An 11530-nucleotide genomic window follows, 5' to 3' on the forward strand; every position below is an offset into this window, starting at 1 on the left:
ACACCGAAGGAGAACAGTGATGCAGCCCAACATTCAGGATTTCCTCGAACAGGGCAAGGCGTTCGCGCAGGAGATGGGGAACGCGCAGACCGATCTGGCCAAGGCCATGGTGACCGGTCGTTCGGGTGACGGAACGGTCACCGTGCTGGCCAGCGGGATGGGCAAGCTGCAGGCGGTCCGGGTCGATCCGGCGGTCTTCGATCAGCGCGACGTGGCGGCTCTGCAGAAGGCGATCGCCGAGGCGGTCCAGGCCGCCGCCGACAACGCGGGAAAGCTGGCCTCCCAGAAGATGGGCGCGATCGAGATCACCCTCCACTAGTGGCCCGGCGCAACGCCGGCAGCACGTGCTCCCCGAGCAGATCCAGCTGTTCGAGAACGGTCGCCTCGGGTAGCCCCGGGTGGTCGATGAGGAACAGCTGCCGGTCGTAATGGCCGACGTAGTCGCGGTGACCGAGTACCGCGTCGACGATCTGCTGCGGACTGCCGACCGCCAGCGGGGTCGACGCGGTGTACTCCTCCAGCGAGGGGCCGTGCCCGTACACCGGCGCGTTGTCGAAGTAGGGGCGGAACTCCGCGATGGCGTCCTGCGACCGGGGCCGGACGAACACCTGACCGCCGAGCCCCACCCGGGCGGGCTCCCGGTGGCCGTGCCGGGCGTATTCCGCGCGGTAGTGAGCGACCATCTGCGCGGTGTGCTCACGCGGCCAGAACAGATGGTTGGCGAAGAAGCCGTCGCCGTGCTCCGCCGCCAGCTCGGCGGCGCCGGTGCTGGTCACCGCGGCATGCCAGACGTACGGGGCGACCCCGTCGAGTGGCCGCGGCACCGAGGTGAAGCCGGTCAGCGGCGACCGGTGCCGGCCCGACCACTCGACCGGATCGGGCCCCCACAACCGGCGCAGCAGCGCGTAGTTCCCGGCCATCAGCTCGTCCGCGTCGCCGAGGTCCCTGCCGAACGCCGGGTACACCGCGGCGCCGTTGCCCTTGCCGAGCATCAGGTCGAGCCGGCCGTCCGACAGCAGTTGCAGCGTGGCGTAGTCCTCCGCGACGCGTACGGGATCGTTGGTCGTCAGCAGGGTGGCGGCGGTCGACAGCAGCAACCGGTCGGTCCGCGCCGCGATATAGCTGAGCAGAGCGACCGGCGAGGACGACACGTACGGCGGCTGGTGGTGCTCTCCGGCGGCGAAGACATCAAAACCGGCCTGCTCGGCCCGCTCGGCGATCCGCGCCATGCTCTTGAGTCGTTCGTGCTCGCCCGGAAGCCGTCCCGTCGCCGGATCGGGCGTCCGGTTGCCGATGCTGTAGACGCCGATCTGCATGGTGCATCACCCTGCCACACCGCCCCGGGTCAGGTGCTTGTCCCCTGTTCGCGGGGGTTGGCCGCGTCCCCGGCGCGCGCGTGATGATGCGCTGGCACAACTCCCCGCGGAAAAAATGAACCGGAGGTACGGGGCAGCCGTCATGAGGGCGGCCAGAGACCGGCGAGCCGAGCGCGGAGCAGCATGACTGGGGCAACTAGAACCGAACGTCCGGCTGAGCCGGACGTCGAGCACCGTGCGTCCGCGGCGCTCAGCCGGCGCAGCGAGTACGTCCGCGCGTTCGTGGAGCACGCGGCCGCGCGGCCGGCGAGCGAGCGGGCGACCGTACGGCTGCCGACCCTGATCACCGTGACCGCGCTGGTCGCCGTCGGTGCTGTCGTCGTCGGGGTGTTCTGGAACCTGATCAAACCGATGAGCGCCGCCCAGAAGGCGGCCTTCAAGGGCAAGGCACCGGCCAGCGCGTCCGCGCCACCGGTCGTGGGTTTCGACGCGGTCGCCGGCTGGGACTGCGAGACCAGCGCCGACCGAGGGTTCGCCGCCCAGGGCCGGACCGGGCAGTGGCGCACCATCGGCACCGGTGGCTGGAAGCAGGACGGCTGCCACGGCACGTTCGAGACGCTGCCTCTGCCGTCCAAGGAGGAAACCGCCACGCAGGCGGCCACCTGGTCGTTCACCACCGGCAAGGAGATCAGGTCCTGCCAGGTCAGCGTGTACGTGCCCCAGGCGCCCGGGACCACGCTCGCCGACCGGGCCGAGTACACGATCACCACCGGCACCTCCGGCACGCCGTACGCGAACTTCACCCTCGACCAGCGCAAGGCGGCCGGCACCTGGGTGAAAGCCGGGACGTTCCCCGTGCATCAGAACCAGATCGCCGTACGACTCGACGCGAAGGATGTCACCGGGGTCCGGCAGGCGCGCATCGTCTTCGCCCAGATGCGGGTGAACTGTGCGTCCTGAGGTGGTCGCCGCCAAGGTCGAGCGGGTCTCCAACCGGGCGTGGAGCCGGCATCGCACGATCGGCGCCGCGGTGCGCGCCGCCAAACCGGGCACGGTCGTCGCGGTGGCACCCGGCACCTACCGGGAGTGCCTTGTCCTGGACGGCACGATCACCGTCGTCGCCGAGAACGAGGGCGGCCTGGTCGAACTGATCGCTGCCGACGGCCCGGCCCTGCTGGTCCGCGCGGGCACCGTCACCGCGCGCGGCCTCACGATCCGGGGTGGTGTCGCGGTCACGTCCGGCCACCTGAACCTCGAGGACAGCCGGATCGGCGCCGGATCCGTCCAGCTCAGCGGCCGGTCCACGGCCCGGATGACCGGCTGCTCGGTGGAGGACGCCGAGGTCTGGGCGGTGAGCGTCACCGACGGGGCGAAGCTCGACGCCGACCGGCTCCGGGTCACCGGCGCCGGTGTGGCCGTGACCGGCTCAGCGGTGCTGACCCTGACGGACGCCGTGCTCACCGGGACCCCGGGGGTGGCGATCCGACTGGAGGGGACCGCCTCCGCCGTGCTCACCGGGTGCGACATCGGCGGGGCCGGCGACGCCGGGATCGAGGTCCGCGACGCCGGCGTCCTGCGACTCGTCAGCAGTCAGGTGCACGACGTCGGCGGGGACGGCGTCCGCGTGCTCGGCAGCGCGACCGGCGACCGGAAGTGGTGGCCGCCGGTCCGGCCCGGACGCACCGACGACCATGACGTCGCCGAGCCGTCCGACGGTGCCGGCGTCGTGGTCCGCGACTGCGAGATCAGCCGTACGGGCGCCGCGGGGCTGGTCACCGGCGGCACCTCGGGCACCCTGCTCGTGAACACCAAGGTGGACCGGGCCGGCACCGCCGGGGTGCTGGCCGCCCAGGAGAGCCGGCTGGTCGTCCGCGACTCCACCGTCACCGACAGCGTGCAGACCGGGCTCGCCCTGCGCGACGACGCCGAGGTCCGCTGGACCGGCGGGGCGCTCACCACCGCCGCCGCCAACGGCGTCTTCGCGGTCGGCGCGAGCCGTTTGCTGATGCGGGACACCGCGGTCACCGCCTGCGGGTTCACCGCCGTGCACCTGACCGGCACGGCTGCGGTCACGCTGCTCGGCGTGACCGTCGAGGGCACCGCCGAGCTGGGTGTCCGCGCGTCCGGAGCGGCGATCCTGCACGTCCGCGGCGGCCGGATCGAGCGGGCCGAGCTGGGCGGGGTGCAGATCGACGACGCCGCCGACGCGGTGCTGCGCGACCTCACCGTGGCGGGCTGCCGCACCGGCGTCCGGGTGGACACCCCGCACCGGCCACTCGTGCAGGACTGCGTCATCCGCGACATCGCCCAGACCGGCGTGGAGGTCGCGCCCGGTGCGGCGCCGGCGATCGTGCGGACCACCGTACGGGGCTGTGGTGCCGCCGGGATCTTCGTCGACGTGGACGCCGAGCCGGTGCTGGACGACTGCGCGGTCACCGAGATCGGTGGCAGCGGCGTGGCGGTGTGGACCGGGGCCCGGCCGGTGTTCCGGCGGCTGACGGTCGCCGACACGAAGAAGAACGGCATCTACTTCGGACCGGGTGCGCACGGCACGGTCGACGACTCCGAGTTCTCCCGGACCGGCTATCCGGCCGTCTACATCGGGGACGACGCCGATCCGGTGTTCCGGCGCTGCACCGTGCGCGAGACCGACGAGGACGTCAGTCAGTCCGGCCGGGCGTCGGCGACCTTCTCGGAGTGCCACAGCGCGAAGGTCGGATCGGCGCGCTGGCCCGCCGCCAAGCCGGACGCCCCGGGCACGGTGGCCACCTCCGGCACGCCGGCCGCCCCCGCCGCGGTCGCCGGTAAAGCCGCCGGCGCCGCGGTCTCGATCGAGCTGCAGCCGCTGCTCGACCAGCTCGACGAGCTGATCGGACTGGTCCGGGTCAAGCAGGACGTCGGCACCATGGTCAAGCTCATGCACCTGGTCAAGCGGCGTCGCGATGCCGGTCTGGCACCCCCGCCGATGTCCAGGCACCTCGTGTTCGCCGGCAACCCCGGCACCGGCAAGACCACCGTCGCCCGGCTCTACGGTCAGCTGCTCGCCGCGATGGGCATGCTCACCAGCGGCCACCTCGTCGAGGTCGACCGCGGCATGCTCGTCGGCGAGTACGTCGGGCACACCGCGCCCAAGACCCAGGCCGCGTTCGAACGCGCGCTCGGCGGGGTGCTGTTCATCGACGAGGCGTACGCGCTGGTGCCCGAGGGCCAGGGCAACGACTTCGGCAGCGAGGCGATCTCCACGCTGGTGAAGCTGATGGAGGACCACCGGGAGGAGATCGTCGTGATCGTGGCCGGATACCCCGACCAGATGCGCCACTTCATCGCCGCGAACCCGGGGCTCTCCTCGCGGTTCTCGCGCACCCTGACGTTCGACGACTACTCCGAGACCGACCTCGCCCGGATCGTCGCGAAACAGGCCAACGACCACGACTACCGGCTGTCCGAGGGCGCGCAGGAACGGCTGACCGAGTTCTTCGCCACCATCGACCGCGGGGAGGGCTTCGGCAACGGCCGGTACGCCCGCAAGGTCTTCCAGGAGATGACCGAGCAGCACGCCGGCCGGATCTCCGCGCTGGATTCCCCCACCGACGACCAACTGAGCACGCTGGAAGCCGCTGACCTGACCGACGTCGACTTCGACGTCCGAGGCTGAGGAGCCCGATGAGCCGCCTCGCGTTCCACCGGCCCGCCCGGATGCTGCTGCCGCAGCTCCCGGCGCAGAAGGTGATCCTGCCCAACCCGCCCGAAGGGCCCAAGGACAATCCGGCGAACTCCGCGTGGACCCTCATCCTGCCGCTGCTCAGCAGCGTCGGCATGGCCGCCTACATGGTCACGTTCGGCAAGCCGGCGCTGATCATCATCGGGGTGCTGTTCTTCGTCACCTCCGCCGGCGCGGTCATCGCGATGCGGATGCAGCAGAGCAGCGCCAGCGGCCGGACCGCCCGCAAGCAGCGGATCCGGTACCGCCGGCACCTGGCGCTCGCCCGCGACGAGGCCCGTGAGGTCGCGCAGGCCCAGCGCACGGTCTCGGCGCTCGCCGACCCCGAGCCGAAGCGGCTCTGGTCGATCAGCACCACCCGGCACCGGGTGTGGGAGCGCCGCCAGGACGACGCCGACTTCCTGCGCGTCCGGATCGGGCACGGCGCCGTGCGGCTCGCCACCCCGATCGAGATGGACTCCAAGATGGACCCGCTCGGCGAGTACGACTGGGACTCGATGCAGGCGGCACACCGGCTGATCGACCGGATGGGCCATCTCGACAACCAGCCGATGGTCATCGACGTCGGCACCGCCGGAGTGATCAGCGTGGTCGGCGAGCAGGCCCGGACCGACCTGTTCGCCCGCGCCCTGCTGTCCCAGATCGCCGTGCTGCACGCCCCCGACGACGTGACGCTGGTGATCGAGACCGCCGGCGCCGAGCAGTGGGAGTGGGCAAAATGGTTGCCGCACACCTTCGAGCCGGACGCCCGCAGTGACAACGGGTCGGTGTCGCTGGTCGCCGAGGACCCCGAGGTGCTCGCCGGATACCTGTCCACCGAGCTGACCCGGCGCCACGAGCTGCAGAAGAGCCGGCGAAACGCGTTCAGCGGCGACCGCCCCGCGGAACGTCAGCGGCGGCTGGTCGTGGTGTTCACCGGTTTCGCGCCGTTCTCCGAGTGGGGCCGCTCCGACCTGATGGCCGCCCTGCTCGCCGCGGCCGGCCCCCAGCTCGGGATCACCCTGATCTTCTGCGGTGAGCGGGAGCTCGACGAACCCAGCCGGGTGGACCTGCGGATCCGCTTCGACGACGCCGGGCACGTGATCACCGAGGGGCGCAGCGAGCCGGTCGTCACCCCGGCGTTGCGTTGCCGGCCGGACGACGTGTCGCCGCTGATGGCCGAGCTCATCGCGCGCAACCTCGCACCGCTGCGGCTCAGTGACGAACGTGAGCACAGTCTGACCCGGACCCGCTCGCTCAGCGAGATGGTCCTCGGCACCGACCCCGGCCGCGGCGACGTGACCAGCCGCTGGGTGGCCGCCGGCGACCCGCGGATGCTGCGCGCGCCGATCGGCGTCGACGGTGACGGCCAGACCGTCATGCTGGACATCAAGGAGTCGGCGCAGGGCGGCTCCGGGCCGCACGGCCTGATCGTCGGCGCCACCGGCTCCGGCAAGAGCGAGTTGCTGCGTACGCTGGTCACCGGCCTCGCCCTGACCCACTCGCCGGAGTTGCTCAGCTTCGTCCTCATCGACTTCAAGGGTGGCGCGGCGTTCGCACCGCTGCAGGGACTGCCGCACGTCTCCGGGCTGATCACCAACCTCGCCGACGACGCCGCCATGATCGACCGGGTGCTCGCCGCGCTCATGGGCGAACAGCAGCGCCGGCAACGGATCCTGCGCGACGCCGGCAACTTCGACACCGTCCGCGAATACCAGATGCGCCGCGCGGCCGGTGCCGTCGGAGCCGACGGCAACCCCCTCGAGCCGCTGCCCATCCTGCTGATCGTGGTCGACGAATTCGGCGAGCTGCTCTCCGGGCGCCCCGAGTTCGCCGAACTGTTCGTGCAGATCGGCCGGGTCGGCCGGAGCCTCGGCATGCACCTGCTCATGGCCACCCAGCGGCTCGAGGAAGGCAAGCTCCGAGGGCTGGACTCGCACCTGTCCTACCGGATCTGCCTGCGCACGTTCAGCGCCGCCGAGAGCCGGACGGTCATCGGGACCACGGACGCCTACAAGCTCCCGGCGATCCCCGGCTCGGCGTACCTGAAGGTGGACGAGAGCATCTTCCAGCGGTTCCGCGTCGCCCACGTCTCCGCGCCGTACGTCAGCGCGGAGGAGCGATTCAGTGCCGGCCGCACCGACGGCGCGCTGCTGCCGTTCGACCTGCGGACGTACGCGTCGGCGGTGCAGGAGGCCGACGAACCGGAACTCACCGCCCGGCCCGGCCCGACCGAGCTGAAGATCGTGGTGGACCGGCTGACCTCGGTCACCAGCCCCGCGCACCAGGTGTGGCTGCCGCCGCTGCCCGCCGCGCTCGCCCTCGACCACCTGATCGGCCGGCCCGGGGTCCAGGCCGACCGTGGTTACGCGGCGCGGGTCTGGCCGCTGTCCGGGCGTCTCGCGGTGCCGATCGGGCTGCTCGACCTCCCGATCAAGCAGGACCAGGAGACGCTGGTCATGGACTTCGGCGGTGCGCACGGGCACCTCGCCGCCGTCGGGGCACCGCGGACCGGGCGCAGCTCGATGCTGCGCACGATCATGCTCTCCGGGATGCTCACCCACACCCCTGAGGAGATGCAGTTCTACTGCATCGACTTCGGCGGGGGGACGCTGCACCCGTACGCGGCGGCGCCGCACGTCGGCACGGTCGCCGGGCGCAACGAGCCCGAACTGGTCAGCCGCACGTTCGCCGAGATCCGCGCGCTGATCGTCGACCGCGAGCGGACGATGCGCCAGCAGGGCATGGAGTCCGTCGGGGACCTGGGCGTCCCGCACATCTTCCTCATGATCGACAACTGGGGCGCGCTGCGCGCCGAGTTCGAGGGCGCCGAGGCCGCGATCAACGAGATCGCCGCGCGGGGCCTCGGCGCCGGGGTGCACCTGGTGATCACCTCCGGGCGCTGGAACGACATCCGGCCCGCCCTGCGCGACAGCATCGGCACCCGCATCGAGCTGCGCCTCAACGACCCCAGCGAGTCGGACATCAACCGCCGGGTCGCCACCCGGGTGCCCTCCGGCACGCCCGGCCGCGGCATCAGCGCACCGGGCGTCTTCTTCCAGCTCGTGCTGCCCCGCCTCGACGGTGTCGACTCGGCGGACGGACTGCGCGAGGCCCAGGAGGACATCATCGCCCGGATCGCCGAGCACTGGACCGGTCCCGTGGCGCCGCCGGTCCGGCTCCTGCCGCAGCGGATCACCGTGACCGAGCTTCCCGCGCTGACGGGCGCCACCCCGGCGACCGTACCGATCGGTGTCGCCGAGAACGACCTGAGCACCGTCGGGCTCGACCTCACCACCGGAGACCCGCACTTCCTCATCTACGGCGACGCCGGGTCGGGCAAGAGTAACCTGCTGCGTACCTGGCTGACCGGGCTGACCGAGCGCACGTCCCCGTACGACATGCGGGTGGTCCTCTTCGACTACCGGCACTCGCTGATGGACGCCGTGGGGCCGGAACACCTCGGCGCGTACGCCGGAGACGCCGGCAGCGCGCAGGTCTACGTCCAGAGCGTCGTCGACAAACTCAAGGAACGGGTCCCACCGCCCGGCATCACCCCCGCCCAGCTCAAAGCCCGCGACTGGTGGGAGGGCACCGACATCTACGTCGTCGTGGACGACTACGACCTGCTCTCCGGAGGCCCGCAGGGCGTGCTCGCGCCGCTCGTGCCGTTCATCCCGCAGGCCCGCGAGGTCGGCCTGCACATGGTGCTGGCCCGGCGGGTCGCCGGGATGGTCCGCTCCGGCATGTCCGACCAGCTCACCAGCCGCATCCGGGACATGGGCTGTGGGGGCATCGTGCTCTCCGGCGACCACCGCGAAGGCCTCATCCTGGGCGACGAACGCGCCGCCCAGCGCCCGCCCGGCCGGGGCCTGCTGGTCCGTCGCGGCCACCCCAACCAGCTGATCCAGACCGCCGTTCCCGCGCCCGCGCTCGAACCCGTCGCCTGAAAGGTCATCACATGGCGAACGAACACACCCGCGTCACCGTGGTGGGCACCTACCGCAGCGTCGACATCGCGTTGCCCTCGCTCAGCCCGATCGGCGAATACACCCCCCGCCTCGCCGAGCTCTGTGGCCAGGAGGGCTCCGACCAACTGCCGCCCGTCTGGTCCCTCGCCCGGGCCGACACCGGTCCGTTCGCCCTCGACACCGGGCTGCTGCAGGCCGGCGTCGTCGACGGCGAGGTCCTCTACCTGTACGACCTCGCGGGCGGGCCGCTGGAAGTACCCGACGTGAAGGACATCGACGAGGCCGTCGCGGAGGAGACCGAGCAGCTGCGCCGTGACACCGTCCACCCCGGACCGGTGGTGCTCGCCCTCGGCCTGATCCTGCTGGTCGCGGCCGCCGTCATGCTCGCACTGCGCTACCGCGCCGACACGGGTGCGGCCGTGGGCCTCACCGTCGCCGGCATGGCCCTGCTCGGCACCGGGTGGGGGCTGAACCAGCGCAAGACCCCGGCGCCGGCGGGACTGGTGCTGGGCGTCGCGCTCACCGCCGTACCCTGCCTGGCCGCGGCCGGCCTGCTCATCGCCCGCGGCCTCGGCGGCAGCGGGTGGGGCTGGGGCGGCGCCGCCATCGGCGCCAACACCGCGATGCTGATGGCGATCGCGATGTTGCCCGAGGTCATCTTCGTCGCCGTCGAGATCTCCCTGGTCGCCGCTGGCCTGCTCGCCGCACTCACCGCCGGCCTGGAAGCCGACGGTGTCGAATCCGCCGCGATCATCGCCGCGGCCGCCACCGGGATGCTCGCGCTCTCCCGTCGCCTCGCCGCGCTCGTCACGGCCTGGATGCCCGCGCGGCCCATCCCCGAACTCGTGCACAGCTCGGCCCGGGTCCTGCCCTTCGTCCTGATCGGCCCGGTCCTCGGGCTCGCCGTCACCTTGCCGGTACTGGCCGTCTCCGGGCGGTCGTTCGCGGTGATCCTCGCCGTCTTCGTCTGCGCCGCCGTCTTCGCCCGCGCGCGAGGAGCGGCGTTCACCACCGAGCTCTACCTGCTGGGCGGCGCCGCCACCATCGGCGCCTTCGGACTGCTGGTCGCGGCAGTGCGTGCGGTGACGTCCTCCGGGGCGGGCGCGGCGGTCATCCTGCTCGGTGCCGGACTGCTCGTGGTCGCGGCCGGAGTGATGATGAGCATCCTCGTCCCGCCGGTCAAACCACCCGGCTCCGGCCCCAAACCGCCGATCCGCCGCAGCCGGGCCGAGGTGCTCGGCGTCGTCGCGGCGATCGCCATCGCGCCGCTCACCATGGGCGTCTTCGGGGTCTTCGGGCACCTGATGATGGTCGGGCGGACCATCTTCTAGCTGGGTCCGACCGGGGTGAGGTGGCCGAGCTCGATCGCACGGCGGGTCAGCTCGGCCTTGTTGTTCGCGTTGAGCTTCGCCCGGATCCGCTTCGCATACGTGTTGACCGTCGCCTGCGAGAGCCCCATCCGCGTGGCGATCTGCGCGTGCGTGAAACCGGACGCGATCCACCGCAGCGTCTCCACCTCGCGCGGCGCGAGCCCACCCTGATCCTCCGCCGGGGATCCGGGCAACTCCGCCGGGAACCGGTCCGCCAACCGTGGACACAGATAGAAACCACCCTGCGCGGTCACCCGCATGGCCTCCCGCACCGCGTCCTGCTCCGCGAGCCGGCTCACACACCCACGCGCACCAGCCCGGATCGCCGCCATCAACCCCGGCCGGCCCGTCCAGTCAGCGCTGACCAGCAGATGCCCGAACGGCGCGGCCCCGATGACCAGCTCCAACGCGGCGGCATCCGGCTTCGCGACATCGAGCACCACCAGGTCGTACACCGCATCGGCCGGAAGATCCGTCAGGTCACCCACCGCCGCGCCCACCCGCAGAGCCGGATCATCGGCGACCAGCTTCTCCAGGCCGGCCCGCCACACAGGCTGATCCGCCACAACAGCGACTTCGAACATTACTTCCTCCACGGGCCAGGTTCCGCCTTAGAACGGCTGGAAGGCCCCGCCGGTTCGAGGACGTCGCAAACTTCTCCGAGGAACATCCCCCGACGTCCCCGAACAAGTGTCTTGCCAGCTGCTCCACCGTCGCTCCTACTCTCGAAGCGCACCCCCGCTGCCAGTCCAGGAGACCGACGTGCCCATCGAGACCAGCGCCGACGGCACCATCGTCGAATACGACAGCACCGGCCACCCCGTCCGCCAGCAACTCCCCGACGGAACGGTCTACGACGCCTTCACCGCCGACGGCAAACCCACCCACGTAACCCTCCCCGGCAACCAGGACGTCTCCATCACGTACGGCGACGACGGCTCCAGCCTCTGGTCCTATGAGGACGGCACGAGGGTCTCCCGCGACGCCGCCGGCACGCTCACCCACGAGACCACAGCGGACGGGGCGTCCTTCGACCGGTTCACCGCCGACGGCAGACCGACCCACGGCACATTGCCCGGTTCTGATGGTCAGCCGGCGCAGGAGGTGTCGATTGCGTATGGCGGTGATGGGTCGAGCACGTGGAAGTACGCCGATGGGACCAGGGTCGATCGG

8 protein-coding genes are annotated in these 11530 nt (G+C 71.6%); 6 read left to right on the forward strand and 2 right to left on the reverse strand.

What is annotated here, in order from left to right:
- Positions 1-19: 19 nt before the first annotated feature.
- The gene (locus ACIA6A_RS22800; protein WP_396099815.1) at positions 20-319 is read left to right on the forward strand and encodes a YbaB/EbfC family nucleoid-associated protein; all 300 of its coding nucleotides are present in this window, start codon (positions 20-22) and stop codon (positions 317-319) included.
- On the opposite strand, the gene ACIA6A_RS22805 is transcribed toward ACIA6A_RS22800, so the two are convergent.
- Entirely contained in the window at positions 306-1316 is a 1011-nt protein-coding gene (locus ACIA6A_RS22805; RefSeq protein ID WP_396099816.1) for a CE1758 family FMN-dependent luciferase-like monooxygenase, read from the reverse strand. The two genes, ACIA6A_RS22800 and ACIA6A_RS22805, sit on opposite strands and share 14 nt — an antisense overlap.
- 183 nt (positions 1317-1499) lie before the next feature.
- On the opposite strand from ACIA6A_RS22805, the gene ACIA6A_RS22810 reads away from it, so the two are divergent.
- Genes ACIA6A_RS22810 through ACIA6A_RS22825 form a run of 4 tightly spaced genes read left to right on the forward strand, consistent with a single transcriptional unit; the run spans position 1500 to position 10318 of the window.
- A complete protein-coding gene (locus ACIA6A_RS22810; RefSeq protein WP_396099817.1) occupies positions 1500-2276 on the forward strand; it encodes a hypothetical protein in 777 nt (258 codons plus the stop codon).
- On the forward strand, positions 2266-4971 hold the full coding sequence (locus tag ACIA6A_RS22815) for a right-handed parallel beta-helix repeat-containing protein (RefSeq protein ID WP_396099818.1): 2706 nt from the start codon (positions 2266-2268) through the stop codon (positions 4969-4971). The genes ACIA6A_RS22810 and ACIA6A_RS22815 overlap by 11 nt, the downstream gene beginning before the upstream one ends.
- Positions 4972-4979: 8 nt before the next feature.
- The gene (gene eccCa, locus ACIA6A_RS22820; RefSeq protein WP_396099819.1) at positions 4980-8966 is read left to right on the forward strand and encodes a type VII secretion protein EccCa; all 3987 of its coding nucleotides are present in this window, start codon (positions 4980-4982) and stop codon (positions 8964-8966) included.
- 11 nt (positions 8967-8977) lie between these two features.
- Positions 8978-10318, forward strand: coding sequence for an EsaB/YukD family protein (locus ACIA6A_RS22825; RefSeq protein ID WP_396099820.1), 1341 nt, complete (start codon positions 8978-8980; stop codon positions 10316-10318).
- Here ACIA6A_RS22825 and ACIA6A_RS22830 read toward each other — a convergent pair.
- A complete protein-coding gene (locus ACIA6A_RS22830) occupies positions 10315-10923 on the reverse strand; it encodes a LuxR C-terminal-related transcriptional regulator (protein WP_396099821.1) in 609 nt (202 codons plus the stop codon). The two genes, ACIA6A_RS22825 and ACIA6A_RS22830, sit on opposite strands and share 4 nt — an antisense overlap.
- 196 nt (positions 10924-11119) lie before the next feature.
- On the opposite strand from ACIA6A_RS22830, the gene ACIA6A_RS22835 reads away from it, so the two are divergent.
- Positions 11120-11530 (forward strand): hypothetical protein (locus ACIA6A_RS22835; RefSeq protein WP_396099822.1); only part of this gene is annotated, 411 nt, incomplete at its 3' end.

It is taken from the genome of Actinoplanes sp. NPDC051494 (assembly GCF_044454705.1).
Taxonomy (GTDB): Bacteria; Actinomycetota; Actinomycetes; order Mycobacteriales; family Micromonosporaceae; genus Actinoplanes.

What these genes read in the sequence shown, in the direction of transcription:
- ACIA6A_RS22800 (WP_396099815.1), top strand. Translation starts at nt 20, where the DNA reads ATGCAGCCCAACATTCAGGATTTCCTCGAACAGGGCAAGGCGTTCGCG.
- ACIA6A_RS22805 (WP_396099816.1), bottom strand. Translation starts at nt 1,316, where the DNA reads ATGCAGATCGGCGTCTACAGCATCGGCAACCGGACGCCCGATCCGGCG.
- ACIA6A_RS22810 (WP_396099817.1), top strand. Translation starts at nt 1,500, where the DNA reads ATGACTGGGGCAACTAGAACCGAACGTCCGGCTGAGCCGGACGTCGAG.
- eccCa (WP_396099819.1), top strand. Translation starts at nt 4,980, where the DNA reads ATGAGCCGCCTCGCGTTCCACCGGCCCGCCCGGATGCTGCTGCCGCAG.
- ACIA6A_RS22825 (WP_396099820.1), top strand. Translation starts at nt 8,978, where the DNA reads ATGGCGAACGAACACACCCGCGTCACCGTGGTGGGCACCTACCGCAGC.